The organism is Frateuria sp. YIM B11624, from assembly GCF_049727805.1.
In the GTDB taxonomy this organism is placed as follows: Bacteria; Pseudomonadota; Gammaproteobacteria; order Xanthomonadales; family Rhodanobacteraceae; genus Frateuria_A.
Window position 1 is genome coordinate 1 of record NZ_JBCNYA010000001.1, and the last position, 24,964, is coordinate 24,964.

General features: G+C 67.4%; 22 protein-coding genes and 6 tRNA genes. 24 read left to right on the top strand and 4 right to left on the bottom strand.

Annotated elements, in window-relative coordinates; genetic code table 11:
* Positions 1 to 108: 108 nt before the first annotated feature.
* Positions 109 to 1,908, bottom strand: a complete 1,800-nt coding sequence (locus tag AAIL17_RS00005; RefSeq protein WP_424680756.1) for an aminopeptidase P family protein — start codon at positions 1,906 to 1,908, stop codon at positions 109 to 111.
* A gap of 199 nt (positions 1,909 to 2,107) precedes the next feature.
* Between AAIL17_RS00005 and AAIL17_RS00010 the strand changes: the two genes are divergently transcribed.
* The 8 genes from AAIL17_RS00010 to truD all read left to right on the top strand — a co-directional run bounded on the left by AAIL17_RS00010 (position 2,108) and on the right by truD (position 10,136).
* Positions 2,108 to 3,781 (top strand): CTP synthase, encoded by a 1,674-nt coding sequence (locus AAIL17_RS00010; protein WP_424680758.1) that lies wholly within the window; start codon positions 2,108 to 2,110, stop codon positions 3,779 to 3,781.
* Between the two features lie 108 nt (positions 3,782 to 3,889).
* Positions 3,890 to 4,723 carry a 3-deoxy-8-phosphooctulonate synthase gene (kdsA, locus tag AAIL17_RS00015; RefSeq protein ID WP_424680759.1) on the top strand — a complete coding sequence of 278 codons (834 nt, stop codon included), beginning with the start codon at positions 3,890 to 3,892 and terminating at the stop codon, positions 4,721 to 4,723.
* A 78-nt stretch (positions 4,724 to 4,801) separates the two neighbouring features.
* Entirely contained in the window at positions 4,802 to 6,100 is a 1,299-nt protein-coding gene (eno, locus tag AAIL17_RS00020; protein ID WP_424680760.1) for a phosphopyruvate hydratase, read from the top strand.
* Between the two features lie 19 nt (positions 6,101 to 6,119).
* Positions 6,120 to 6,443, top strand: coding sequence for a cell division protein FtsB (ftsB, locus tag AAIL17_RS00025; RefSeq protein WP_424680761.1), 324 nt, complete (start codon positions 6,120 to 6,122; stop codon positions 6,441 to 6,443).
* A gap of 1 nt (position 6,444) precedes the next feature.
* Complete coding sequence (gene ispD / locus AAIL17_RS00030; RefSeq protein ID WP_424680762.1) at positions 6,445 to 7,134, top strand: 2-C-methyl-D-erythritol 4-phosphate cytidylyltransferase; 690 nt, start codon at positions 6,445 to 6,447, stop codon at positions 7,132 to 7,134.
* Positions 7,134 to 7,607, top strand: a complete 474-nt coding sequence (gene ispF / locus AAIL17_RS00035; RefSeq protein WP_424680763.1) for a 2-C-methyl-D-erythritol 2,4-cyclodiphosphate synthase — start codon at positions 7,134 to 7,136, stop codon at positions 7,605 to 7,607. The genes ispD and ispF overlap by 1 nt, the downstream gene beginning before the upstream one ends.
* Entirely contained in the window at positions 7,604 to 8,989 is a 1,386-nt protein-coding gene (mgtE, locus tag AAIL17_RS00040; RefSeq protein WP_424680764.1) for a magnesium transporter, read from the top strand. The genes ispF and mgtE overlap by 4 nt, the downstream gene beginning before the upstream one ends.
* A 139-nt stretch (positions 8,990 to 9,128) precedes the next feature.
* Complete coding sequence (gene truD / locus AAIL17_RS00045) at positions 9,129 to 10,136, top strand: tRNA pseudouridine(13) synthase TruD (RefSeq protein WP_424680765.1); 1,008 nt, start codon at positions 9,129 to 9,131, stop codon at positions 10,134 to 10,136.
* An 82-nt stretch (positions 10,137 to 10,218) separates the two neighbouring features.
* Here truD and AAIL17_RS00050 read toward each other — a convergent pair whose 3' ends face one another.
* Positions 10,219 to 10,770 carry a Smr/MutS family protein gene (locus AAIL17_RS00050; RefSeq protein ID WP_424680766.1) on the bottom strand — a complete coding sequence of 184 codons (552 nt, stop codon included), beginning with the start codon at positions 10,768 to 10,770 and terminating at the stop codon, positions 10,219 to 10,221.
* Positions 10,771 to 10,951: 181 nt separating this feature from the next.
* On the opposite strand from AAIL17_RS00050, the gene surE reads away from it, so the two are divergent.
* From surE to AAIL17_RS00070, 4 genes are read left to right on the top strand one after another with little or no spacing between them, the layout of a single operon-like run.
* On the top strand, positions 10,952 to 11,731 hold the full coding sequence (gene surE / locus AAIL17_RS00055; RefSeq protein WP_424680767.1) for a 5'/3'-nucleotidase SurE: 780 nt from the start codon (positions 10,952 to 10,954) through the stop codon (positions 11,729 to 11,731).
* Positions 11,732 to 11,741: 10 nt separating this feature from the next.
* Complete coding sequence (locus AAIL17_RS00060; RefSeq protein WP_424680768.1) at positions 11,742 to 12,431, top strand: protein-L-isoaspartate(D-aspartate) O-methyltransferase; 690 nt, start codon at positions 11,742 to 11,744, stop codon at positions 12,429 to 12,431.
* A 32-nt stretch (positions 12,432 to 12,463) separates the two neighbouring features.
* Positions 12,464 to 13,072: a YqaA family protein gene (locus AAIL17_RS00065; RefSeq protein WP_424680769.1), complete on the top strand. Its 609-nt coding sequence runs from the start codon at positions 12,464 to 12,466 to the stop codon at positions 13,070 to 13,072.
* 41 nt (positions 13,073 to 13,113) lie between these two features.
* Entirely contained in the window at positions 13,114 to 13,980 is an 867-nt protein-coding gene (locus AAIL17_RS00070) for a peptidoglycan DD-metalloendopeptidase family protein (protein ID WP_424680933.1), read from the top strand.
* A 16-nt stretch (positions 13,981 to 13,996) separates the two neighbouring features.
* Here the strand turns inward: AAIL17_RS00070 and AAIL17_RS00075 are convergent, their stop codons facing one another.
* Entirely contained in the window at positions 13,997 to 14,386 is a 390-nt protein-coding gene (locus AAIL17_RS00075) for an Mth938-like domain-containing protein (RefSeq protein WP_424680770.1), read from the bottom strand.
* Positions 14,386 to 14,682, bottom strand: coding sequence for a YhbY family RNA-binding protein (locus AAIL17_RS00080; protein WP_424680771.1), 297 nt, complete (start codon positions 14,680 to 14,682; stop codon positions 14,386 to 14,388). The genes AAIL17_RS00075 and AAIL17_RS00080 overlap by 1 nt, the downstream gene beginning before the upstream one ends.
* Positions 14,683 to 14,764: 82 nt before the next feature.
* Here AAIL17_RS00080 and rlmE point away from each other — a divergent pair, with 82 nt between their 5' ends.
* From rlmE to lon, 12 genes are all read left to right on the top strand, one after another.
* The gene (gene rlmE, locus AAIL17_RS00085) at positions 14,765 to 15,415 is read left to right on the top strand and encodes a 23S rRNA (uridine(2552)-2'-O)-methyltransferase RlmE (RefSeq protein ID WP_424680772.1); all 651 of its coding nucleotides are present in this window, start codon (positions 14,765 to 14,767) and stop codon (positions 15,413 to 15,415) included.
* Positions 15,412 to 17,355 (top strand): ATP-dependent zinc metalloprotease FtsH, encoded by a 1,944-nt coding sequence (ftsH, locus tag AAIL17_RS00090; RefSeq protein WP_424680773.1) that lies wholly within the window; start codon positions 15,412 to 15,414, stop codon positions 17,353 to 17,355. The genes rlmE and ftsH overlap by 4 nt, the downstream gene beginning before the upstream one ends.
* Positions 17,356 to 17,604: 249 nt before the next feature.
* Positions 17,605 to 17,681: transfer RNA gene (locus AAIL17_RS00095), tRNA-Arg, on the top strand.
* 163 nt (positions 17,682 to 17,844) lie between these two features.
* A tRNA-Pro gene (locus AAIL17_RS00100) sits at positions 17,845 to 17,921 on the top strand.
* 23 nt (positions 17,922 to 17,944) lie between these two features.
* Positions 17,945 to 18,021: transfer RNA gene (locus AAIL17_RS00105), tRNA-Arg, on the top strand.
* A 20-nt stretch (positions 18,022 to 18,041) separates the two neighbouring features.
* A tRNA-His gene (locus tag AAIL17_RS00110) sits at positions 18,042 to 18,118 on the top strand.
* A gap of 15 nt (positions 18,119 to 18,133) precedes the next feature.
* Positions 18,134 to 18,209: transfer RNA gene (locus AAIL17_RS00115), tRNA-Lys, on the top strand.
* Between the two features lie 364 nt (positions 18,210 to 18,573).
* Positions 18,574 to 18,659, top strand: a tRNA-Leu gene (locus AAIL17_RS00120).
* Positions 18,660 to 18,726: 67 nt separating this feature from the next.
* On the top strand, positions 18,727 to 20,019 hold the full coding sequence (gene tig / locus AAIL17_RS00125) for a trigger factor (protein ID WP_424680774.1): 1,293 nt from the start codon (positions 18,727 to 18,729) through the stop codon (positions 20,017 to 20,019).
* A gap of 66 nt (positions 20,020 to 20,085) precedes the next feature.
* Positions 20,086 to 20,715, top strand: coding sequence for an ATP-dependent Clp endopeptidase proteolytic subunit ClpP (clpP, locus tag AAIL17_RS00130; protein ID WP_231351494.1), 630 nt, complete (start codon positions 20,086 to 20,088; stop codon positions 20,713 to 20,715).
* Positions 20,716 to 20,833: 118 nt separating this feature from the next.
* Positions 20,834 to 22,129: an ATP-dependent Clp protease ATP-binding subunit ClpX gene (gene clpX, locus AAIL17_RS00135; protein WP_327480609.1), complete on the top strand. Its 1,296-nt coding sequence runs from the start codon at positions 20,834 to 20,836 to the stop codon at positions 22,127 to 22,129.
* A 294-nt stretch (positions 22,130 to 22,423) separates the two neighbouring features.
* Positions 22,424 to 24,940, top strand: a complete 2,517-nt coding sequence (lon, locus tag AAIL17_RS00140) for an endopeptidase La (protein WP_424680775.1) — start codon at positions 22,424 to 22,426, stop codon at positions 24,938 to 24,940.
* Positions 24,941 to 24,964 lie beyond the last annotated feature (24 nt).

Consider the following 24,964-nt stretch of genomic DNA (forward strand, 5'->3'; position numbering starts at 1 on the left):
CGCCTTTGGCACCTTCCCCCGCGTTGCGGGGGAAGGCTCGATGTTGTCCTTCCCCCGTTCCACGGGGGAAGGTGCCCGAAGGGCGGATGGGGGCGCTCTTCGCGCGGGCTACAACGGCGCGCAATGGCGCTCCAGCCAGGTCAGGTCCGCGTCCTCCAGCAACGGCGCGAGCGCCGCGCGCACGGTGGCGTGGTAGTCGTCCAGCCAGGCGCGCTCCTCCGGGTTGAGCAGGCCCGGTTCCAGCGCGCGGCGGTCGAACGGACAGAGGGTGAGCGTCTCGAAGGCGTGGAACTCGCCGAACTCGGTCTGGTCGGCCTGCACCACGACGGCCAGGTTCTCGTGCCGGATGCCGTGGCGCGCGGGCTTGTAAAGGCCCGGCTCGATCGAGGTGATCATGCCCGGCTCCAGCGGCACCAGCGCGCCGTTGGGGACGGGCGGGCGGATCGCGTGCGGGCCTTCGTGCACGTTGAGGAAGTAGCCCACGCCGTGGCCGGTGCCGTGGCCGTAGTCCAGGCCGCTGGCCCACAGCGGCGCGCGGGCCAGCGCATCGAGCTGCGGACCGCTGGCGCCTTTGGGAAACCTTGCGCGGGACAGGGCAATCAGCCCCTTCATCACCAGCGTGGCGTCGCGGCGCTGTTCGGCGGTGGTCTCGCCGAGCGCCAGCACGCGGGTGATGTCGGTCGTGCCGCCCAGATATTGGCCACCGGAGTCAACCAGCAGCAGGCCCTTGCGCTGCAGGGTGCTGTGCGCCTCGGGCGTGGCGCGGTAGTGCGGCAACGCGCCGTTGGCCTGGTAGCCGGCGATGGTGGCGAAGCTCTCGCCGATGAAGTGCGGCTGGGCCGAGCGCTCCTCGCGCAGCAACGTATCGACGTCCAGCTCGGTCTGCGTCATCCCGGCGGCAAGGCGTTCCTCCAGCCGGCGGAATGCGCGCACCAGCGCCGCGCCATCGCGGCGCATCGCTTCGCGGATGTGCTCGAGTTCGGCCTCGGTCTTGCGGGCCTTGAAGGCGGTCGAGGGATTGGACGCCTCCACGCGTGCGGCGTCCTTGCCGATGGCATCGGCCACGGCGCAGACCACGCGCGCCGGATCCAGCAGCAGGCGTGCGTCCTTGCCCAGTTCGCCCAGCGCGTCGGTGACGGTGGCGTAGTCGGCGATGCGCACGTCGTCGGCCTTGAGTGCGGCCACCAGTGCGTCGGAAAGCTTGCCGCGATCGACGAACAGCGTGGCCGGCCCATCGGTCTCGACCAGCAGGTGGGTCAGGAATACCGGGTTGCACTCGACATCGCTGCCGCGCAGGTTGGTGAGCCAGGCGATGTCGTCCAGGCTGGACACCAGGTGGTGCGTGGCCTCCTGGCGGCGCAGGCTGGCGCGCAGGCGTTCGAGCTTTTCCGCGCGGGTGGCACCCGGGTAGCCGGACGGATGCTCGAAGACCGCCGCCTTGGGCAGCGCGGGGCGGTCGGTCCAGACCTCGCCCGGCAGGTCCAGGTCGGTGCGCACGCGGGCGCCGGCTTCGCCCAGCAGGCGCTCGATCTGCTTGCGCGCGGCGACGGACAGGCTGTCGCCCGCCACCGCCAGCACGTCGCCCTCCTTGAGCGCCTGCTGCAGCCACTGCAGGTGCTCGGGGGCGTGCGAGATCTTCTGCTTCTTCAGCGCGGCGCCCGTGCCGGCCAGTTGCTGCTCGGCCTGCGAGAAGTAGCGCGAGTCGGTCCACAGATCGGCGGCGTCCGCGGTGACCACCAGCGTGCCGGCCGAGCCGGTGAAGCCGGACAGCCATTCGCGGGCCGCCCAGTGGGCGGGCAGGTATTCGGACAGATGCGGGTCGGCGGTGGGAACCAGGCAGGCGGCGACGCCGTGACGCTGCATGGCCTGGCGCAGGGCGGCCAGGCGGGAGGGGATGGGGTTGGTCATCCGCTCATGCTAGCGCCTTCCATCCTCGACCGTCCGCGCGGGCACGGGCGCGAAGCGCCGGAGTCCAGGCGCCACGCCAGGCCCTCAAACTGCCCGCTCTGCCGGTCGGGAGGAGCCAAGCGTGAACCGCGCGATGGGAATGTCTCGCCGCCGGCCCCGTCACCCGCTAAAATGCCGATTTCCAGCACGGCTGCATCCCATGACCCCCCTGATTTTCGTCACCGGCGGTGTGGTGTCCTCGCTTGGCAAGGGCATCGCGGCGGCGTCGCTCGCGTCCATCCTCGAGGCGCGCGGGCTTTCGGTCACCATGATGAAGCTCGATCCCTACATCAATGTGGATCCGGGCACCATGAGTCCCTTCCAACACGGCGAGGTCTACGTCACCGACGACGGCGCCGAGACCGACCTGGACCTGGGCCATTACGAGCGCTTCGTCCACACGCGGCTGACCGGCAAGAACTCGATCACCACCGGCAAGATCTACGAATCGGTGATCCGCAAGGAGCGCCGCGGCGACTACCTGGGGGCCACCGTGCAGGTGATTCCGCACATCACCGACGAGATCAAGCACTGCGTACACGAGGCCACGCGCGGCTTCGACGTGGCGCTGGTGGAGATCGGCGGCACGGTCGGCGACATCGAGTCGCTGCCGTTCCTGGAGGCGATCCGCCAGTTGCGCATCGAGCACGGGCCGGAAAAGTGCCTGTTCATGCACCTGACCCTGGTGCCGTACATCAAGGCCGCCGGCGAGATCAAGACCAAGCCGACCCAGCATTCGGTCAAGGAACTGCGCTCGATCGGCATCCAGCCGGACATCCTCTTGTGCCGCTGTGAAGAGGCGCTGCCGGAAAGCGAGCGGCGCAAGATCGCGCTGTTCACCAACGTGCCGGAGAACGCCGTCATCAGCGCGGTGGACGTGGACGTGATCTACAAGACCCCGCTGTGGCTGCACAGCCAGGGCCTGGACGACATCGTGGTCAAGCGCCTGGGGCTGGACGCCAAGCCGGCGGACCTGTCCAGTTGGCGCCGCACCGTGGACGCGGTGGAGCACCCGAAGGACGAGGTCACCATCGCGATCGTCGGCAAGTACGTCGAGCACAAGGACGCCTACAAGTCGCTCGGCGAGGCGTTGCGCCACGGCGGCATCAAGCAGCAGACCCGGGTCAACCTGGACTGGATCGATTCCGAGCAGGTGGAGTCCGAGGGCGCGCAGAAGGTGCTGGGCAAGGCCGACGCCATCCTGGTTCCCGGCGGCTTCGGCAAGCGCGGCTTCGAAGGCAAGGTGCTCACGGCGAAGTACGCCCGCGAGCACGGCGTGCCGTACTTCGGCATCTGCTACGGCATGCACGCGGCAGTGGTGGACTTCGCCCGCAACGTGGCCGGCCTGAAGGACGCCGACTCCAGCGAGAACGACCGCAACACCGCCAATCCGGTGATCGCGCTGATCACCGAATGGACCACCGCCACCGGCGAGACCGAGCAGCGCAGCGAGCATTCGGACCTGGGCGGCACCATGCGCCTGGGCTCGCAGGAAGCACGCCTGAAGACCGGCACGCTGGCGCGCGAGACCTACGGGCAGGAAGTGGTGCGCGAGCGCCATCGCCACCGCTACGAGTTCAACAATCGCTACCGCCAGGATTTCGAGGATCTGGGGCTGGTGGTCTCCGGCAAGTCGATGGACGACCTGCTGGTGGAGATCGTCGAGCTGCCGCAGCAGAAGCATCCGTGGTTCCTGGGCTGCCAGGCGCATCCGGAATTCACCTCCACGCCGCGCGACGGGCACCCGCTGTTCATCGGCTTCGTCGAGGCGGCGCGCGAATACAAGGCGATGCGCGAAGGGGAAAAACTGGCGGGCGCGCAAGCGAGGGCGTAAGCCCGCGATAGCGCGCGACGCCTGGCCGCCATCCCCGCGGAACGGGAATGGCGGCCGACGCATATGGGAATCCCGCTTCGCGGGAATGGCACCGAGACAGGAAAGACCATGAAGCTCTGCGGTTTCGAAATCGGCCTCGACCAACCCCTGTTCCTGATCGCCGGCCCCTGCGTGGTCGAGTCCGAACAGTTGCAGTTGGACGTCGCCGGCAAGCTGAAGGAAATCACCGACCGGCTGGGCGTGAACTTCATCTTCAAGTCCAGCTTCGACAAGGCCAACCGGTCTTCCGGCGAGAGCTTCCGCGGTCCGGGCCTGGAGGAAGGATTGCGCATCCTGGGCGAGGTCAAGCGCCAGATCGGCGTGCCGGTGCTCACCGACGTGCACGAATACACGCCGATGAACGAAGTGGCCGCGGTGGTCGACGTGCTGCAGACGCCCGCCTTCCTGTGCCGCCAGACCGACTTCATCCAGAACGTCGCCCGCGCCGGCAAGCCGGTGAACATCAAGAAGGGCCAGTTCCTGGCGCCGTGGGACATGAAGCATGTGGTCGCCAAGGCCAAGGCCGTGGGCAATGACGACATCATGGTGTGCGAGCGGGGCGCGAGCTTCGGCTACAACAACCTGGTCTCGGACATGCGTAGCTTGAGCGTGATGCGCGAGACCGGGTGCCCGGTGGTGTTCGACGCCACCCATTCGGTGCAGTTGCCGGGCGGGCAGGGCGCCAGTTCCGGCGGCCAGCGCGAGTTCGTGCCGGTGCTGGCGCGCGCGGCGGTGGCGGTCGGCGTGGCCGGCCTGTTCGCCGAGACGCACCCCGACCCGAGCAAGGCGCTGTCGGACGGCCCCAACGCCTGGCCGCTGGGCAAGATGGAAGCGCTGCTGGAAACCCTGATGGAGCTGGACGCCGCCACCAAGCGGCACGGCTTCCTCGAACAGACGCTTTGATCGGCGGCAACGCCGATTCCACGCGGACCGAAGTCCGCGGCAAAGACATTGACGCCACCCTCGACTGACGGACTTTCCATGACCACGACGATCACCCGCATTCACGCCCGTGAAATCCTCGACTCGCGCGGCAACCCCACGCTGGAAGCCGAAGTCACCCTGGCCGGTGGCGCGTTCGGCCGGGCGGCGGTACCCAGCGGCGCCTCGACCGGTTCGCGCGAGGCGGTGGAGCTTCGCGACGGCGACAAGGCGCGCTACGGCGGCAAGGGCGTGACCCGCGCGGTCGCCAACGTCAACGGCGCCATCGCTGACGCGCTGAAGGGCTTCGACGCGGCCGACCAGAAGGGCCTGGACAGCAAGCTGATCGCGCTCGACGGCACGCCGAACAAGGGCAAGCTCGGCGCCAATGCGTTGCTGGGCGTGTCGATGGCTGCGGCGCATGCGGTGGCCGCCTCGCGCGGCGAGCCGCTGTGGAAGTACCTCTCGCACGGCAAGCCGGGCAGCCTGCCGGTGCCGATGATGAACATCGTCAACGGCGGCGCGCATGCGGACAACAACGTCGACGTGCAGGAGTTCATGATCCTGCCGGTGGGCGTGCCCAATTTCGCCGAGGCGCTGCGCGCCGGCGCGGAGATCTTCCACGCGCTCAAGGGCGTGCTCAAGGGCAAGGGCCTGAATACGTCGGTGGGCGACGAAGGCGGCTTCGCGCCGAACCTGCGTTCGAACATCGAGGCGCTGGACACCATCATGGAGGCGGTCGGCAAGGCCGGCTACAAGGTCGGCAGCGAGATCCTGCTCGGCCTGGACGTGGCCAGTTCCGAGTTCTTCAAGAACGGCAAGTACGACCTGGAAGGCGAGGGCAAGGCCTACGCGCCGGAGCAGTTCGTCGACCTGCTCGCCGGCTGGGCGAAGCAGTACCCGATCGTCACCATCGAGGACGGCATGGCCGAGGGCGACTGGGACGGCTGGAAGCTGCTCACCGACAAGATCGGCAAGGACGTGCAGCTGGTGGGCGACGACCTGTTCGTCACCAATCCGGCGATCTTCCGCGAGGGCATCGAGAAGCACATCGCCAATGCGATCCTGATCAAGGTCAACCAGATCGGCACGCTGTCCGAGACGCTGGAAGCCATCGCGATGGCCGATGCGGCGAAGTACGCGGCGGTCGTCTCGCACCGCTCGGGCGAGACCGAGGACACCACCATCTCGGACATCGCCGTGGCCACCACCGCGACCCAGATCAAGACCGGCTCGCTCTGCCGCACCGACCGCGTGGCCAAGTACAACCAGCTGCTGCGTATCGAGGAGGCGCTGGGCCGCGCCGCCCGATACGCCGGCCGCAACGCGTTCCCCAACCTCGCCCGCCTGCCGGGTTGACGCGGAGCCTGCCCCGTCCATGCTGCGCTGGATCGCCCTGATCCTCCTCGTGATCCTGATCGGTCTGCAGTTGAAGCTGTGGACCGGCAGCGGCGGCATGCATGAAGTGCGGGCGCTGCGTTCCTCGGTGGCGAAACAACGTGTCGACAACGAGCGGCTGACGCAGCGCAACCAGGCGCTGGCGGCCGACGTGAGCGACCTCAAGCATGGCGAACAGGCGGTCGAGGCGCGTGCGCGCGCGGAACTGGGCCTGATCAAGCCTGGCGAAACCTTCTACCAGGTGGTCGAGCGGCCCGCCGGCAGCGCCAGCGTGCCGCCCCCCAGCGAAAGCGGCGGGCACTGACGTGGCGCCGCTGTGGTGCGTGATACCGGCCGCCGGTCGCGGCACCCGGGTCGGCGGCGACTGCCCCAAGCAGTACCTGCCGCTGGCCGGCCGCGCGTTGATCCTGCACACGCTGGAACGCCTCGCGACGCACCCGCGCATCGCCGGCCTGCTGGTGGCGCTGGCGGCGGGCGACGCGCGCTGGCCGGGCATCGACCGACTGGCCGGCAAGCCGGTGCTCACGACGGTCGGCGGCGGCGAGCGCGCCGACTCGGTGCTGGCTGGCCTGCGCGCGCTGCCCGCCGAGGTCGCCGAGGGCGATTTCGTGCTTGTGCATGACGCGGCCCGACCCTGCGTGCGTGCGGTCGACATCGACCGGCTGCTCGACGCGGCTTCGGCGGGTGATGGCGGCCTGCTCGGCGCACCGCTGCGCGACACCTTGAAGCGCGCCGACGATCGCGGCCACAGCCGGCTGACCGAGCCGCGCGAGCAGCGCTGGCGGGCCTTCACGCCACAGATGTTCCGTCGCGGGCAGCTTGTGGCAGCGCTCGAGGCAGCCAACCGCCAGGGCGTGGTGGTCAGCGACGAGGCGATGGCGATGGAGCGGGCCGGTTACGCGCCGCTGCTGGTGGAGGGCGCGGAGGACAACATCAAGGTGACCACGGCCGCGGACTTCGCGCTGGCCGAGTTCCTGCTGACGAGGACCGCGTGATGCGCATAGGCCAGGGTTTCGACGTACACGCATTCGGCGAAGGCGACTTCGTCGTGCTCGGTGGCGTGCGTGTTCCGCACCACAGCGGCGTGCTTGCGCACTCGGATGGGGACGTGGTCATCCACGCCCTGTGCGACGCCATCTTCGGGGCGTTGGCGCTCGGCGACATCGGCCGGCACTTTCCCCCTTCGGACGAGCGCTGGCGCGATGCCGACAGCCGCCAGTTCCTCCGCCATGCGGCGCTCCTGATGTCGCAGCACAACTACATGCTGGGCAATGCGGACATCACGGTGATCTGCGAAGCGCCCAAGGTCGGCCCGCACGCCGACGCGATGCGCGCCAACCTGGCCGAAGACCTTGCCTGCGACATCGGCCGCATCAGCATCAAGGCCACCACCACAGAGAAACTCGGCTTCACCGGCCGGGGCGAAGGCATCGCGGCGCAAGCCTGCGTGCTGCTGGAGCGCGCGTGAGCGAGGCCGAGGCCCGCGGCGCCAACCGGCTGCACGAGCAGTTGGAGGCCATTGCCGAGCTGCTGGCGCGGCTGGCCGACGATCCCACGCCGGACCACCAGGCCGAGTTGCAACAACGGCTGGACGAACTGCATCCGGCCGACATCGCGTTCGTGCTGGAGGCGCTGCCGCTGGACGAGCGCCTGGCCGTCTGGCAGCGGGTGAAGGCCGACCGCGACGGCGAGATCCTGCTGGAAGTCTCCGACGCGGTGCGCGAATCGCTGATCGCGGACATGGACCAGCGCGAGATCCTCGCCGCGGTCGAGCCGCTGGATGCGGACGAGCTCGCCGACCTGGTCGAGGACCTGCCGACCGAGGTGCTGCCCGAGCTGATGGCCAGCCTCGACGCGCAGCAGCGCGAGCGGGTGCAGTCGGCGCTGTCCTGGAAAGAGGACGAGATCGGCTCGCTGATGGACTTCGAGATGGTCACGATCCGCGAGGACGTGAGCCTGGAGGTGGTGCTGCGCTACCTGCGCCGCTTCGACGAGCTGCCCGCGCAGACCGACAAGCTGTTCGTGATCAACCAGGACAACCTGCTGACCGGCGTACTGCCGCTGCACTGGCTGCTGGTCAATCCGCCCGAGAAGATGGTCAGCGAGGTGATGGCGCCGGACGTCAACACCTTCCATCCGGGCGACGATGCCTACGAGGTCGCGCAGGCGTTCGAGCGCTACGACCTGGTAACCGCCCCGGTGGTGGACGACGGCGGCCGCCTGATCGGCCGCATCACGGTCGACGCAATGGTCGACGTGATCCGCGAGGAGAGCGAGAGCGAGGCTCTGAACCGCGTCGGCCTGCGCGAGGAAGAGGACATCTTCGCCTCGGTCTGGGCGAGCTTGCGCAACCGCTGGTCGTGGCTTGCGATCAACCTGGTCACCGCCTTCATCGCCTCGCGCGTGATCGGCCTGTTCGAAGGGGCGATCGAGAAGCTGGTGGCGCTGGCCACGCTGATGCCGATCGTGGCCGGCATTGGCGGCAATTCCGGCAACCAGACCATCACCATGATCGTGCGTGCGCTGGCGCTCAACCAGATCACGCCCGACAGCGCCAAGCGCCTGTGGCGCAAGGAGCTGGCCGTATCGCTGTTCAACGGCCTGGTCTGGGGCGGCGTGATCGGCGTGGTCGCCTACATGCTCTACGCAAACGTCGCCCTCGGCCTGGTGATGACCGCCGCGATGACGCTGAACCTGTTGCTGGCGGCGTTCTGCGGCGTCGGCATTCCGATGCTGATGATGAAGTTCGGCCGTGATCCGGCGCTGGGTTCCAGCGTGCTGATCACTGCGATGACCGACAGCGGCGGGTTCTTCATCTTCCTGGGGCTGGCGACGCTGTTCCTGATGTAGATCGACGCGTTCCTGCGCCACAGTCGCGTCTCGTAATCGTCTGCCGTCATTGCCGCGAAGGCGGGGAATCGCATGCTCCTCGCCTGCAAGCCGGCATGGACGCGTGCTTCGCGGAATGACGCCATGAAAGGAAATACCCATGCACGAACTCCCCTACGCCCACGGCACTCCGCCGCTCGCCGCCCGCCTGCGCGCCACCCCGGAAGACTTTCTGGTCGAGGAAATCCTCGGCTATGACGCGGACGGCACGGGCGAGCACGCCCTGCTGTGGGTGGAAAAGCGCGGCGCCAATACGGATTGGGTGGCACGCGAGCTGGCGCGCTTTGCCGGCGTACCGCCCGTGGCGGTGGGTTACGCAGGCTTGAAGGATCGCCACGCGGTGACCCGCCAGGCGTTCACCGTGCAGTTGGCAGGCAAGCTGGACCCGGACTGGTCGGCTTTCCCGCACGCGGACGTCAAGGTGCTCGCCGCGACCCGCCACGGCCGCAAGCTCAAGCGCGGCGCGCTGCGCGGCAACCGCTTCGTGCTGGTGCTGCGCGACGTACAGGGCGAGCACGCCGAGGCCGAGCGGGTGCTGGGGGCGATCGCCGCACGTGGCGTCCCCAATTATTTCGGCGAGCAGCGTTTCGGCCGAGAGGGCGGCAATGTGGCGCAGGCGCGGGCGATGTTCGGCGGTCGGCGGGTCGATCGCGACAAGCGCAGTTTCCTGCTCTCGGCCGCCCGCTCGCACATCTTCAATGGCGTGCTCGCCGCCAGGGTCGAGCAGGACGCGTGGGACAAGCCGATGGATGGCGAGATCTGGGCGCTCGCCGGCTCGCGCTCGTGGTTCGGTCCGGAGCCGTTCGATGCCACCCTGGCCGAACGCCTGGCGCGTGGCGACATCCATCCGTCTGGCCCGTTGTGGGGCCAGGGCGAACCACCCACCGCCGGCGCCGCCGGTGCGCTGGAGCGGGACGTCGCCGCGCGCGACAACGACCTTGCCGAGGGTCTCGCTGCCGCCCGCATGGACCAGGAACGCCGCCCCCTGCGCCTGCTGCCGCGCAACCTCGCCTGGCGCTGGCTGGCCGATGACGTGCTGGAGCTGGCCTTCGAGCTGCCGGCCGGTGCCTATGCCACCGTCGTGGTGCGGGAGCTGGCGCAAGCCTGACGTGGGGAACGTGATGGTGCGGCGCGGAGTTCGCCGCGCACGCAACCGCGGCATCCCGGTCGGGCCTTGCGTTCGGCGCGGATCAGGAGCTTTTGAGAAGGACGACCACGGCGCCGGTGCCGCCCTGCGCGGGTTTGGCCGAGGCGAAGGCGACCACGTCGTCGCGCCGGCGCAACAGCCGGTCGGTGAGCACCTTCAGCACGGGACCGGCGGCCTTCGAGCGAAGCCCCTTGCCGTGCACGATGCGCACGCAGCGCAGCCCGTGCTGGCGAGCCTCGGCCAGGAAGGTGGCGATGCTCGATTGCGCGGCGGCGGCGTTCATGTGGTGCAGGTCCAGTTCGTCCTGGATGCTGAACTGACCGCGCTTGAGCTGGCGCAGCAGGCGCGGCGGATAACCGTCGCGCAGGTAGCCGAGCTCTTCGCCGATTTCCATCAGCGCGGGATCGAAGGCGAGCTCGAGCAGCTCGCCGGGCACCGCCGCTTCATCCGCTTCGAACATGTGCGCACGCGGCTCTGGCCTCGGCGCAGGCGGCGGAGGCGCGTCGGTGCGGATTTCGCGTACCGGGCCGATGGCGTCGCGGAACAGACGGATGTCGTCCTCGTCGGGCTGGGTCGGGGCGCGTCGCTTGTTCATGAGGCCATGCTAGCAAGGGACTCTGGCGGGAGTTTCCTGCGAACCGCCCGTCCGACCGGTGCCTCCGGAAAGAGGGCTTTGGACCGTGTGCCCGTGAAAGAGGTGGCCCGCTCCGGTAGACTCGCGAGGATCGAAGCGCGGCCTCGACGGTGCGCGCTCGTGCACTTCCTGACGGATCATCATGCGAGTCCTGGTAAGCAACGACGACGGCGTGGATGCCCCCGGCATCCGCGTACTGGCCGAATGTCTGGCCGCGGTGGGGCAGGTGACGGTGGTGGCGCCCGATCGCGACCGCTCCGGCGCCAGCAACTCCCTCACCCTGGACGCGCCGATCCGCGCGTTGAAGATGGACGACGGCCGCTACCGCGTGGCCGGTACGCCGACCGACTGCGTGCACCTGGCGCTGGCCGGCCTGCTCGACCACGAACCGGACATCGTGGTGTCGGGCATCAACAATTCCTCCAACCTCGGCGACGACGTGATCTATTCGGGCACGGTCTCGGCGGCGATGGAAGGACGTTTCCTCGGACTGCCGGCGATCGCCGTGTCGCTGGTCAGCCGTGACCACAAGGGCGAGCACTATGCGTCTGCCGCGCAGGCGGTGCTGATCCTTATGCGGCGGCTGCTGGTCGATCCGCTGCCGGCCGACACCATCCTCAACGTCAACGTGCCGGACCGGCCCTGGCGCGAGATCCAGGGTTTCGAGGTCACCCGGCTGGGCAAGCGGCACCGCTCGGCGCCGTGCATCGCGCAGACCGACCCGCGCGGCAAGCCGATCTGGTGGATCGGGCCTGCCGGCGGCGCCGAGGACGACGGCCCGGGCACCGACTTCGACGCGGTGCGCCGCGGCTACGTGTCGGTCACGCCGATCCACGTCGACCTGACCCGCTACCAGGCGCTGGAGAAGATCAGCGGCTGGATGCAGGCGATGACCGACGCGATGGACGAGAAGGCGGCCTGAAGCGATGACGATGAACATTCATCCGCTGCCGCCGTCGGCGTTCAAGGGCGAGGGGATGACCTCGCAGCGTGCCCGCGACAGGCTGGCCGCGATCCTCAAGGAAAGCGGCATCCGCGACCCGCGCGTGATCGAGGTGATCCGCAACACGCCGCGCCACCATTTCATCGACCAGGCGCTGCACTCGCGCGCCTACGAGAACACCGCGCTGCCGATCGGTCATGGCCAGACCATCTCGCAGCCGTGGGTCGTCGCGCGCATGACCGAGGCGCTGCTGGAACACTTCAACGGCGGCGTGCCGCAGAAAGTGCTGGAGATCGGCACCGGTTCGGGCTACCAGGCGGTGGTGCTGGCGGCGCTGGTCGGCCAGGTGTTCACCGTCGAGCGCATCGAAGAACTGCTGCGCCAGGCGCGCCGGCGCTTCCGCCAGCTGGGCCTGACCAATGTGCGCTCGCGCCACGACGACGGCAAGCTGGGCTGGCCGGACCAGGCGCCATTCGACGCGATCATCCTCACTGCCGCCGGCGACGCGATTCCCAGCCAGGTGCTCGACCAGCTCGCACCGGGCGGGGTGCTGGTGGCGCCGGTAGGCTCGCCCAGCAGCCAGACGCTGCTGCGCATCCGTGGCGACGGGCAGGGCGACTTCATCCAGGAAGAACTCGGCGCGGTCAGCTTCGTACCGCTGCTCGGCGGCATCGGCTGATGCCACTCCCCCGGCGACAAGGAAACTCGTAGATGCGCCTGTTCGGAACGCTCTATTCGCGCGCACTGACCTGGGCGCGCGATCCACGGGCCGTGTACTACCTGTGCGGACTCAGCTTCGTCGAGGCCTTCATCTTCCCGATCATGCCGGAGGTGATGCTGGCGCCGATGATGCTGGGCAAGCGGCAGAAGGCGTTCTTCTACGCCAACATCAGCCTGCTGTTCTCGCTGCTCGGCTCGCTGGTGGGGTATGCGCTCGGCCACTGGGCGTTCCAGGCGTTGCAGCCGCTGCTGGCCTCGCTGCACCTGCTCGAGCCGATCGAGCAGGGCGTGGCCAGCCTGCGTACGCAGATGAACCAGCACTGGCTAGGCCTGCTGCTGGTGCTGGCGCTGGCCGCGCTGCAGCCGGTGGTGCCGATGAAATTCGTCACCTGGGCGTCGGGCATCGTCGGCGTGCCGGTGGTCCCGTTCCTGCTCTGCATGGCGGTGGGACGGGGCAAGCGCGTGTGGTTGCTCGCGCTGCTCATCCGCCTGTTCGGCGAGCGCGCCGAACGGCTGCTGCACAAGCACATCGAGCGCATCGGCTGGGCGGCGATCGTGCTGCTCGGGCTGCTTGCGGTCTGGTGGATCTGGCTGCGTTGAGCGGTCCCGCGCTTTTCGTGAAATCGGCGTGTCGGCTGGGTATGCTGGTTGGCATGACGAAATGGACGCGCTTCGCGGCGGCATGCACGGCCGCGCTTCTCCTTGCCGCCTGTGGCCGGTCGGTGGTGGTCCAGCCGAACCGCAGCGCCACGCCGCCGCCGCGTGCATCGGTGGCCGCGCCGCGCACGGCGGCCGGCAGCTATCGGGTGGCGCGCGGAGACACGCTCTACTCGATCGCCTTCCGCAATGGCGTCGATTTCCGCGACCTGGCTGCCTGGAACGGTATCGCTGCGCCTTACACGATCTGGCCGGGCCAGGTGCTGCGCCTGTCGCCTGGCGGGCGGAGCGCAGGCACCTCCCGCCCCATCGCGAAAAATGCGTCGGCCCGCCCCCAGGCGCCGGTGTTCAAGCCGGTTACGCCGGCACCATCGCATGCGAATCCGAGCGCGGCCCGCACGGTCGCCGCTCCTGCGCCCGTGGCCGTCGTTCCCGCGCCCCCGGCATCACCTGCACCGAAGGGCGCCACGCGCAACGCGGGCGGGGTGACCTGGCGCTGGCCGGCCGATGGCTCGCTGATCAAGAAGTTCCAGAGCGGCGATGCCATCCCGGGCATCGAGCTTGCCGGCAAGTCGGGCGATCCGGTACGCGCGGCGGCCGACGGCGTGGTGGTGTACAGCGGCAACGGCCTGGTCGGCTACGGCGAGCTGATCATCATCAAGCACAACGACGACTTCCTCTCGGCGTACGGCCACAACCGCAAGCGGCTGGTGAAGGAAGGCCAGCGGGTGAGCGCGGGGCAGCTGATCGCCGAAATGGGTTCGACTGGCGCGCCGCGGGACGAATTGCAGTTCCAGATCCGACGCAACGGCAATCCGGTCGACCCGCTGGATTACCTGCCGGCCCGGTGAGGGACGGATTCGGGCGTCAGCCCGCCGATCCCGTACGCGGCAGGATGAAGGCCGCCACCACCCGTCGCCCCTCGCTGGCCAGCAGGTCGTAGGTACGCGCTGCCGCGGCATTGTCCATCACCTCGATGCCGACGCCCTTGCGCAGGAAGCCGGCCATGAAGGCGGCCGGCGGGAAGCGCTGGCGCATGCCGGTGCCCAGCAGCACCACCTCCGGCTCGAGCGCGCGCACGGCTTCGCCGGCGCCTTCGTCCAGCGCCGCCACGTCGTCCACCGGCCAGCCTTCGACGACCCGGTCCGGTGCCAGCAGGAAACTCGCCTCCAGCTCCCGGTCCATGACCGTGATCGACCGCTCGCCGACGCGCCGGACGAACAGGTAACCCTCGGGGCGCTCGAGCGAAAGGTCCATCAGCGGGGCAGGGCGAGCTTGGGCTCGTCCTCGTTGCGGCGGAACAGGGTCACGGTATAGCCGATCTGCTGCACGTTGTCGGCGCCGGTGCCTTCGGTCAGGTAGGCGATCTGGGCCTCGCGCTCGTCCTTGTCGCCCCCTGAGAGCTTCACCTTGACCAGCTCGTGGTGGCTGAGCGCCAGGTCCAGCTCCTTGAGCACGGCCGGCGTCGCCCCCTTGGCGCCGAGCAGGATCACCGGGCGCAGGTCGTGGGCAAGGCTGCGCAGATAGCGCCGCTGGGAGGGGGAGATCGGCATGCGGAAAGGGTCCACGATTCGCGGTCAGGGGGCCGTAAAGGGTATCATGCGGCCGTCTGTCCCCATCGGTGGCCCCTGCCGCATGTCCCGCAGCAAAAGCAGCTCCCGATGGCTCCGGGAACACTTCGACGACGTCTACGTGAAGAAGGCGCAGGCCGAAGGCCTGCGTTCGCGCGCGGCGTTCAAGCTGGAGGAGCTGATCGACCGCGACCGCCTGCTCAGGCCGGGCATGCGCGTGGTCGACCTGGGCGCGGCCCCCGGCGGCTGGTCGCAACTGGTCCGCCAGCGCCTCGGCGACAACGGCACGGTGATCGCGCTGGACATCCTCCCGATGCAGGGCATCGGCGGCGTCGATTTCATCGAGGGCGACTTCCGCGAGGAGTCCGTGCTGCGCCAGCTGGAGCAGCGCCTGGGCGGCCAGGGCGTCGATCTTGTACTGTCCGACATGGCCCCCAATATGAGTGGAGTGGCGCTGGCCGACCAGATCCGTGCGATGGACCTGGCCGAACTGGCGCTGGATTTCTCCCGGCAGTGGCTCAAGCCGGGCGGCGCGTTCCTGATCAAGCTGTTCCAGGGCGCCGGCTTCGATGAGTACCTACGCAACTTGCGCGCGCAGTTCGCGCGCGTGACCATGCGTAAACCCAAGGCCTCGCGCGCGCGTTCGCGCGAGGTGTATGCGCTCGCCACGGGCCGGAAACCCGGCGGCGGGCAAACGGACGAGACCCGCGCATGAACGAAATGGCGAAAAACCTGTTGCTCTGGCTGATCATCGCGGTGGTCCTGCTGACCGTGTTCCAGAGCTTCAACCCGCACGGCGGCTCCTCTTCCGACCTGCCGTACTCGAGCTTCGTGCAGAGCGTGGACAGCGGCAACGTCGCCAGCGCCACGATCAGCGCCGACAACCCGGCCACCATCACCGGCAAGCTGAAGGACGGCAGCGCCTTCCGCACCGTCGCGCCCGTGCTCGGCTTTTCCACCAACGGCATCGTCAAGCAGATGCAGGACAAGAACGTGGTGGTGAGCCAGGAGCCGTCCAACAACGGCTTCTCGCTGCTGGGCCTGCTGGTCAACTGGCTACCGATCATCCTGATCGTGGGCGTGTTCATCTGGTTCATGCGGCAGATGCAGGCCGGCGCCGGCGGGCGCGGGGCGATGAGCTTCGGGCGCTCGCGCGCCAAGCTGCAGGGCGAGGACCAGGTCAAGGTCAACTTCAGCGACGTGGCCGGTTGCGACGAGGCCAAGGAAGAGGTCGGCGAGCTGGTCGAGTTCCTGCGCGACCCGGGCAAGTTCCAGAAGCTCGGCGGCAAGATTCCGCGCGGCGTGCTGATGGTCGGCCCGCCCGGCACCGGCAAGACGCTGCTCGCCAAGGCCATCGCAGGCGAGGCCAAGGTGCCGTTCTTCTCCATCTCCGGCTCCGACTTCGTCGAGATGTTCGTCGGCGTAGGCGCCAGCCGCGTGCGCGACATGTTCGAGCAGGCCAAGAAGCACGCGCCGTGCATCATCTTCATCGACGAGATCGACGCGGTCGGCCGCCATCGTGGCGCGGGCCTCGGCGGTGGTCATGACGAGCGCGAGCAGACCCTCAACCAGTTGCTGGTCGAGATGGACGGTTTCGAGGGCACCGAAGGCATCATCGTCATCGCCGCGACCAATCGTCCGGACGTGCTCGATCCTGCGCTGCTGCGCCCGGGCCGCTTCGACCGCCAGGTGGTGGTCGGCCTGCCCGACGTGAAGGGCAGGGAGCAGATCCTCAAGGTGCACCTGCGCAAGGTGCCGACCGCGAGCGACGTCAATGCGATGGTGATCGCGCGCGGCACGCCGGGCTTCTCCGGCGCCGACCTTGCCAATCTGGTCAACGAGGCGGCGCTGTTCGCCGCGCGCGAGAACGCGCGCGAAGTGCGCATGAGCCACATGGACAAGGCGCGCGACAAGATCCTGATGGGCACCGAGCGCCGCTCGATGGCCATGAGCGAGGACGAGAAGCGCCTGACCGCGTACCACGAGGCCGGCCACGCCATCATCGGCCGCCTGGTGCCCGAGCACGACCCGGTCTACAAGGTCACCATCATCCCGCGCGGCCGCGCGCTGGGCGTGACCATGTACCTGCCCGAGGCCGACAAGTACTCGATCAATCGGGTGGCCATCCAGTCGCAGCTTTGCTCGCTGTACGGCGGCCGCGTGGCCGAGGAGCTCATCTTCGGCGCCGACAAGGTCACCACCGGTGCGTCCAACGACATCGAGCGGGCCACCAAGATGGCGCGCAACATGGTCACCAAGTGGGGCCTGTCCGACGAGCTGGGTCCGGTGACCTACGGCGAGGACGAGGACGAGGTGTTCCTCGGCCGTTCGGTCACCCAGCACAAGAACGTGTCCAACGAGACTGCGCGCCGCATCGACGAAGTGGTGCGCGACATCCTGGACCGCGCCTATGCGCGCAGCAAGCAGTTGCTGACCGACAACCTGGACAAGCTGCACGTGATGGCAGACGCCTTGCTGCAGTACGAAACCATCGACGCGCGCCAGATCGACGACATCATGGCCGGCCGCGAGCCTGGCGAGCCGGCGGACTGGTCCAAGCCTTCCACGGGCGGTTCGGTGCCGCCGAACCTGCCGCCGCGCGGCGATGCCGGATCGCCCAAGCTCGGCGATCCCGCCACCCAGCCGCACGGCTGATTGGTCAGCCCCCCCCCGGCAGGCAGGGGAGGGCTGGGAAAAGGGCGCTTCCCACGCTTGTCGCTACCTTTGCGTTTGGACGTCCAAACGTAAAGGTCCGACGCAGAAGGGAGTCGCGGCTCGTCGCATCGGAAGCGAAGATTTTTTGAAAAAGGTGTTGACGCCGCTGCGTCCGATCTGAATAATTCCGCTTCTTGCTTCGGCAGCCACCGCTTCGGCGATGGCGCCACGGCAAACCAGTTTTACCGCGCGCCCGTAGCTCAGTTGGATAGAGTACCAGGCTACGAACTTGGTGGTCGGGAGTTCGAATCTCTCCGGGCGCGCCATTTACATCGCAAGGAGTGTTGTTCGCAACATGCCTTGTTCACCGGATCACGGTCCGGTGGTACCGGAAAGGATTTCGGTGCGCTGGACACGGATTGACGAGGTGAAGCGTCGCCCGTAGCATTCGAGGGCTTCGGAACGCGGGAGCGTTCCACGGATCTGCTACGGGGTATAGCTCAGTCTGGTAGAGCGCCAGCTTTGGGAGCTGGATGTCGGGGGTTCGAATCCCTCTGCCCCGACCAGGCAGGCGTTATGCTTAGGACATGCGCCTGTAGCTCAACCGGATAGAGCATCGGCCTTCTAAGCCGACGGTTGCAGGTTCGATTCCTGTCGGGCGCGCCAGCTTCACTAGAGTTTTTATGGTGGGCGTAGCTCAGCTGGTTAGAGTCCCGGATTGTGATTCCGGATGTCGTGGGTTCGAATCCCATCGCTCACCCCAATTTGGAAGTTTCAAGGGCCGTTAGCTCAGCTGGTAGAGCAGTTGACTCTTAATCAATTGGTCGTAGGTTCGAATCCTACACGGCCCACCAATAACGACAGGCGCCCGGGAAACCGGGCGCCTGTTTTCTTTTGTCTTGCAGGATGCGTTTCTCCGCCTCTCCTTTGAGGAGGATGAGGGGATGAGGCTCGCCAGAGAATCCGCCGAGGCGAGCTTTGATGTGGTTCCAGCCCAGCCTTGACCCCTCACCCCAACCCTCTCCCCGGAGGGGAGAGGGGGCGAAGGTGGTCCTGGCGGACCGTGCCCTTGTCCAAGAGCCGGCGTGCTTGTGCTGCCCCGCCACGCAACCGTAAAATGCCCTGCTTTGGCGCAAGGGAATCATCGACTTAGCGGGGCGGGGCGCCTGGCCGGTTTCCGTTCGGAATCCGCCGCTTCCGATCCGCTCGAGGCGTGATGCGAAAGTGGCGGAACTGGTAGACGCACCAGATTTAGGTTCTGGCGGGTAACCCCCGTGAGGGTTCGAGTCCCTCCTTTCGCACCAATCCCTTTTTAGTTTCTGCAAGGCCGGCCCGCACGCTGGCCCATCACGAGAGTTACCAGGAGTCGTCATGCAGTTTTCGGTTGAGAACGTCGGCAAGCTCGAGCGCAAGCTCACGGTGCGGTTCCCGGCGGAGCGGTTCGAGTCGCAGGTCAGCGCGCGCATCGCCGAAATGGGCCGTACCGTCCGGCTGAAGGGCTTCCGGCCGGGCAAGGTGCCGACGGCCGTGATCCAGCAGCGCTTCGGCTCGCAGGTGCGCGGTGAAGTCCTGTCCGACCTGATCGGCAGCACCCTGCGCGAGGCCTTCGAGAAGGAGAACCTGCGCCCGGTCGCCAATCCCTCGATCGATACCACCGGCAAGCCGGAGAACGGCGAGATCGCCTATACCGCCACCTTCGAGGTGATGCCGGAGTTCCCCGAGATCGACGTGGCTGCGCTGGAGGTCAACCGTCCGGTCGCCGAGGTGACTGACGCCGACATCGAGAAGATGATCGAGACCCTGCGCCTGCAACGCCGCAGTTTCGATGCGGTCGAGCGCGCCTCGGCCGAGGGCGACTTCGTGATGTTCGAGTACGCCGCCACTGCGGGCGACTACCGTTTCCCGGCCGAGGGCCTGGAGCGCGCCGGCAGCGTGCTCGGCTCGGGCACGCTGTTCAAGGCGCTGGACGAGACGCTGACCGGTCGCAGCGCCGGTGACGAGTTCGATGCCGAGATCAATTTCCCCGAAGACTTCGGCAATCCGCAGCTGGCCGGCAAGAGCGCCCCGGTCAGCTTCAAGATCGTCAAGGTGCAGGCGCCGAACCTGCCGGAGGTCAACGAAGAGTTCGCCAAGCTGTTCGGCATCGCCGACGGCAACCTGGATACCTTCCGCAAGGAAGTGCGTGCCAACCTCGAGCGCGAGCTCAAGGCCACGCTGATGGGCCGCCTCAAGGCCGAGGTCGCCGAGAAGCTGGCCGACGCCCACGGCGAGCTGGAAGTTCCGAACATGATGGTGCAGGCGGAGGCGCGCAACCTCGCCGCCGGCAGCGTGCCGCGTGGCCAGCAGCCACCGCCGCAGCTCGTCGAGGCGGCGATGCCGATGGCGCGCAAGCGAGTGATCGCCGGTCTCCTGATGGGCGAGATCGCCCGCAAGCAGGACCTCAAGATCGACCGCAAGCGCGTGGCCGAGCAGTTGGCCGCCATCGCCTCGACCTACGAGGAACCCGAGAAGGTCGTTGAACTTTACAACGCCGACCCCCAATTGATGTCTGGGCTGCAGAACCGCGTGATGGAAGACCAGGTGGCCGAGTGGGTGGCCGAGCACGCCAAGACCACCGACAAGAACCTGGGCTTCGACGAGGTGATGCGCCCGGCCGGCGCCTGAGCGACACTGCCAGGCACCATCATCAGGCCCGCCTGAGCGCGGGCCTTATCCGGAGAACAAGCACGCATGGCCATGGCCCCGATCCAGAACCTCAACCTGGTGCCCATCGTCGTCGAGCAGACCGCTCGCGGCGAGCGTTCCTACGACATCTACTCGCGCCTGCTGAAGGAGCGGGTGATCTTCCTGGTGGGCGAGGTCAACGACCAGGTCGCCAACGTGCTGATCGCGCAGATGCTGTTCCTGGAGTCGGAGAATCCAGACAAGGACATCCACCTGTACATCAACAGCCCGGGCGGTGCGGTCACCGCGGGCCTGGCGATCTACGACACCATGCAGTTCATCAAGCCCGACGTCAGCACCATGTGCATCGGCCAGGCGTGCAGCGCCGGCTCGCTGCTGCTGATGGCGGGCGCCAAGGGCAAGCGCTTCTCGCTGCCCAACTCGCGGATCATGATCCACCAGCCCTCCGGCGGTGCCCAGGGCCAGGCCACCGACATCGAGATCCAGGCGCGCGAGATCCTCTACATCCGCCAGCGGCTGAACCAGCTCTACGTCGACCACACCGGCCAGCCGCTGGAGAAGATCGAGCGCGACATGGAGCGCGACCGGTTCATGAACCCGGTCGAGGCGAAGGAATACGGGCTGATCGACCAGGTACTCGACCGCCGCGGCGTCGAGACGGTCAAGTCGGCCTGACTTCAGCCCCGCTGATCCCGACCGATCCACTTCACGGAAACGGACTCCGCGTCGGCGCTGGCCGGCGCGGGGCCGTATGCTATTCTCGCGGCGCAACCGAAATACGGCAGGACCTGATATGAGCGACGAGCGGCAGGGCCGTTCCAACGACAGCGGCAAGATTCTCTACTGCTCCTTCTGCGGCAAGAGCCAGCATGAAGTGCGCAAGCTGATCGCGGGTCCATCCGTGTTCATCTGCGACGAGTGCGTGGAGCTCTGCAACGACATCATCCGCGAGGAGTTGGAGGAGAAGGCCGCCTCCGGGCGCAGCCATCTGCCCAAGCCCCGCGAGATCATGGAAACCCTCGACCAGTACGTGGTCGGCCAGACCCGCGCCAAGAAGGCGCTGGCGGTGGCCGTGTACAACCACTACAAGCGCATGGAGTCGCGCCAGAAGAGCGACGAGGTCGAGCTCGGCAAGTCCAACATCCTGCTGATCGGCCCGACCGGTTCGGGCAAGACGCTGCTGGCCGAAACGCTGGCGCGCCTGCTCAACGTGCCGTTCACCATCGCCGACGCCACCACGCTGACCGAAGCGGGCTACGTGGGCGAGGACGTCGAGAACATCATCCAGAAGCTGCTGCAGAAGTGCGACTACGACGTCGACAAGGCGCAGTCGGGCATCGTCTACATCGACGAGATCGACAAGATCTCGCGCAAGAGCGAGAACCCGTCGATCACCCGCGACGTGTCCGGCGAAGGCGTGCAGCAGGCGCTGCTCAAGCTGATCGAGGGCACACTGGCCTCGGTGCCGCCGCAGGGCGGGCGCAAGCATCCGCAGCAGGAATTCCTGCAGGTGGACACCAAGAACATCCTGTTCATCTGCGGTGGCGCGTTCGCCGGGCTGGAGAAGGTCATCCAGCAGCGTTCGGAGACCACCGGCATCGGCTTCTCGGCCGAGGTCCGCTCGAAGGAGCGCACCGAGAACCTGGGCAAGGTGCTGGCCGAGGTCGAGCCGTCGGACCTGGTCAAGTTCGGCCTGATCCCGGAGTTCGTCGGCCGCCTGCCGGTCGTGGCGACGCTGGACGAACTGGACGAGCCCGCACTGGTGAAGATTCTCACCGAACCGAAGAATGCGGTGACCAAGCAGTTCAAGCGCCTGTTCGAAATGGAAGGCGTGGAGCTGGAGTTCCGTCCCGAGGCCCTGCAGGCGATCGCCAAGAAGGCGCTCAAGCGCAAGACCGGCGCGCGCGGCCTGCGCACCATTCTGGAACAGGTGCTGCTGGACACCATGTACGAGCTGCCCTCGCTGGAGCACGTCAGCAAGGTGGTGGTCGACGACGCCGTGATCGAAGGCCAGGCCGAGCCTTACCTCATCTACCGCGGCAACCTGCAGCAGCAGCGCGTGGCCGGTGAAGGTGGCGACGCCGCCTGACCGGCGCGCAGCGTCAAGAACCAGCGGCCCCGGCAGTTGCCGGGGCCGTTTGTTTTTTGGCGGCAGGCAGACAGGCGCTCGCCTGTTTTCGACGGCTCAGGCCGCATCAGGCCGGATTTTTCGTCACGTACGGAGCCGTGGGGCGGCTTGGCTTGAAAACTGCAGGTCACCGCTCAAGCCGCTTCGACAGGTCGCGTGCGACTTGAGGGTGGCTAGGGTCGACTCCACTTGACCTATCGGAAGCCCTGGCTCAGTGTCCGGGTAAACCTTACAAAATCATCGGGGACTTTTTCGATGGCAAAACACGCCTCCGTTTCCGCCACAGGCGCCTCGCTCGACGCACTTCCGGTGCTGCCGCTGCGCGACGTGGTGGTCTACCCCCACATGGTCATCCCCCTGTTCGTCGGGCGCGACAAGTCCATGCGCGCGCTGGAACAAGCGATGGAAGGTGAGCGGCAGATTCTGCTGGTGGCGCAGAAGAGTCCCGACATCGACGATCCCGCCTCGGACGACCTGCACGAGATCGGCACCCTGGCCGGCGTGCTGCAGCTGCTCAAGCTGCCCGACGGCACGGTGAAGGTACTGGTCGAGGGCCAGGCCCGCGTGTCCATCGAGGAATACCGCAACGAGGGCGGCATGCTGACGGCGCGCTCGCGCGTGATCGAGCCGGTCTACAGCGCCAAGGAGCGCGAGCTGGATGTCATCTCGCGCACGCTGGTGTCGCTGTTCGAACAGCTGGTCAAGCAGAGCCGCAAGCTGCCGCCGGAAGTGCTCGCCACGCTTTCGGGCATCGATGATCCCTCGCGGCTGGCCGATTCGATCGCCGCGCACCTGACCGTGCGCATGGCCGAGAAGCAGAAGGTGCTGGAGACCGCCGACGTCGGCCAGCGCCTCGAGTTGCTCATCGGTCTGGTCGATGGCGAGATGGACCTGCAGCAGGTCGAGAAGCGCATTCGCGGCCGCGTCAAGTCGCAGATGGAGAAGAGCCAGCGCGAGTACTACCTCAACGAGCAGATGAAGGCGATCCAGAAGGAACTGGGCGAGGGCGAGGAAGGCGTCAACGAGATCGAGGACCTGCAGAAGAAGATCGAGGATGCCGGCATGCCCAAGCCGGTGCTCGCCAAGGCCAAGCAGGAACTGTCCAAGCTCAAGCAGATGTCGCCGATGTCGGCCGAGGCGACGGTGGTGCGCAACTACCTGGACTGGCTGACCGGTGTGCCCTGGAAGAAGAAGACCAAGGTGCGCAAGGACCTGGCCGTCGCCCAGGAAGTGCTCGATGCCGACCATTTCGGCCTGGAGAAGGTCAAGGACCGCATCCTCGAATATCTCGCCGTGCAGCAGCGCGTGAACACCATGAAGGGCCCGATCCTGTGCCTGGTCGGTCCGCCCGGCGTGGGCAAGACTTCGCTGGGCCAGTCGATCGCCAAGGCGACCAACCGCAAGTTCATCCGTATGAGCCTGGGCGGCGTGCGCGACGAAGCCGAGATCCGTGGCCATCGCCGCACCTACATCGGTTCGATGCCGGGGCGGATCGTGCAGAACCTCAACAAGATCGGTACCCGCAATCCGCTGTTCGTGCTCGATGAGATCGACAAGATGTCGATGGACTTCCGTGGCGATCCGTCTTCGGCATTGCTGGAGGTGCTCGATCCGGAACAGAACCACGCCTTCAACGACCACTACCTGGAGGTCGACCTCGACCTGTCCGAGGTGATGTGGATCGCCACCGCCAACTCGCTGAACATCCCCGGCCCGCTGCTGGACCGCATGGAAGTCATCCGCGTACCGGGCTACACCGAGGACGAGAAGCTGGCGATCGCGCAGCGCTACCTGTTGCCGAAACAACTGAAGGCCAATGGCCTGAAGCCCGAGGAACTAAGCATCGCCGCGGACGCCGTCCGCGACATCGTGCGCTACTACACGCGCGAGTCGGGCGTGCGCAACCTGGAGCGTGAAATCGCCAAGATCTGCCGCAAGGTGGTCAAGGAGCTCACGCTCGGCCAGGTGAAGCAGGCCAAGGCCAAGGCACCCACGAAGGCGGTCACGAAGGCGGCAGCCAAGCCGAAGAAGAAGCCGGGCGCGACGCAGGTGACCGTCACCGCCGAGAACATCGAGCACTATCTGGGCGTGCGTCGCTTCGACTTCGGTCGTGCCGAGCAGGAGAACGAGGTGGGCCTGGTCACCGGCCTGGCCTGGACTTCGGTCGGCGGCGACCTGCTCAGCATCGAGGCATCGGTGGTGCAGGGCAAGGGCCGGCTGGTGCATACCGGCCAGCTCGGCGACGTCATGAAGGAGTCGATCCAGGCGGCGATGTCGGTGGTGCGCGCACGCGCGGACCAGCTCGGTATCGATCCGGACTTCTACCAGAACCTGGACGTGCATATCCACGTGCCCGAGGGCGCCACTCCGAAGGATGGCCCGAGTGCGGGCATCGCCATGTGCACGGCGCTGGTGTCGGTGCTGACCAAGGTGCCGGTGCGCTCGGAGGTGGCGATGACCGGCGAGATCACGCTGCGCGGTCGCGTGCTGCCGATCGGCGGCCTGAAGGAGAAGCTGCTGGCCGCGCACCGCGGCGGCATCACCACGGTGATCATTCCCGAGGAGAACAAGAAAGACCTCGCCGACATTCCCGCCAACGTCACCTCGTCGCTGGACATTCATGCCGTGCGCTGGATCGACGAAGTGCTCGACATCGCGCTCGAACATCCGCTGCAGCCGGCCAAGGCGGCGGTCGAGGTTGCTTCCGAAGAGCATGCGCCGGTCGAACCGGTAGCCGAGGAAACGGCTGAGAACCGTACCCGCGCACACTGATACGCAAGGAGTTTTTCGACAAGG

Bases quoted from the DNA above. Each gene is read 5' to 3' on its own strand.
- AAIL17_RS00005 (WP_424680756.1), bottom strand. From the start codon at position 1,908: ATGACCAACCCCATCCCCTCCCGCCTGGCCGCCCTGCGCCAGGCCATG.
- AAIL17_RS00010 (WP_424680758.1), top strand. From the start codon at position 2,108: ATGACCCCCCTGATTTTCGTCACCGGCGGTGTGGTGTCCTCGCTTGGC.
- kdsA (WP_424680759.1), top strand. From the start codon at position 3,890: ATGAAGCTCTGCGGTTTCGAAATCGGCCTCGACCAACCCCTGTTCCTG.
- eno (WP_424680760.1), top strand. From the start codon at position 4,802: ATGACCACGACGATCACCCGCATTCACGCCCGTGAAATCCTCGACTCG.
- ftsB (WP_424680761.1), top strand. From the start codon at position 6,120: ATGCTGCGCTGGATCGCCCTGATCCTCCTCGTGATCCTGATCGGTCTG.
- ispF (WP_424680763.1), top strand. From the start codon at position 7,134: ATGCGCATAGGCCAGGGTTTCGACGTACACGCATTCGGCGAAGGCGAC.
- truD (WP_424680765.1), top strand. From the start codon at position 9,129: ATGCACGAACTCCCCTACGCCCACGGCACTCCGCCGCTCGCCGCCCGC.
- AAIL17_RS00050 (WP_424680766.1), bottom strand. From the start codon at position 10,770: ATGAACAAGCGACGCGCCCCGACCCAGCCCGACGAGGACGACATCCGT.
- surE (WP_424680767.1), top strand. From the start codon at position 10,952: ATGCGAGTCCTGGTAAGCAACGACGACGGCGTGGATGCCCCCGGCATC.
- AAIL17_RS00060 (WP_424680768.1), top strand. From the start codon at position 11,742: ATGAACATTCATCCGCTGCCGCCGTCGGCGTTCAAGGGCGAGGGGATG.
- AAIL17_RS00065 (WP_424680769.1), top strand. From the start codon at position 12,464: ATGCGCCTGTTCGGAACGCTCTATTCGCGCGCACTGACCTGGGCGCGC.
- AAIL17_RS00070 (WP_424680933.1), top strand. From the start codon at position 13,114: ATGCTGGTTGGCATGACGAAATGGACGCGCTTCGCGGCGGCATGCACG.
- AAIL17_RS00075 (WP_424680770.1), bottom strand. From the start codon at position 14,386: ATGGACCTTTCGCTCGAGCGCCCCGAGGGTTACCTGTTCGTCCGGCGC.
- AAIL17_RS00080 (WP_424680771.1), bottom strand. From the start codon at position 14,682: ATGCCGATCTCCCCCTCCCAGCGGCGCTATCTGCGCAGCCTTGCCCAC.
- rlmE (WP_424680772.1), top strand. From the start codon at position 14,765: ATGTCCCGCAGCAAAAGCAGCTCCCGATGGCTCCGGGAACACTTCGAC.
- ftsH (WP_424680773.1), top strand. From the start codon at position 15,412: ATGAACGAAATGGCGAAAAACCTGTTGCTCTGGCTGATCATCGCGGTG.
- tig (WP_424680774.1), top strand. From the start codon at position 18,727: ATGCAGTTTTCGGTTGAGAACGTCGGCAAGCTCGAGCGCAAGCTCACG.
- clpP (WP_231351494.1), top strand. From the start codon at position 20,086: ATGGCCATGGCCCCGATCCAGAACCTCAACCTGGTGCCCATCGTCGTC.
- clpX (WP_327480609.1), top strand. From the start codon at position 20,834: ATGAGCGACGAGCGGCAGGGCCGTTCCAACGACAGCGGCAAGATTCTC.
- lon (WP_424680775.1), top strand. From the start codon at position 22,424: ATGGCAAAACACGCCTCCGTTTCCGCCACAGGCGCCTCGCTCGACGCA.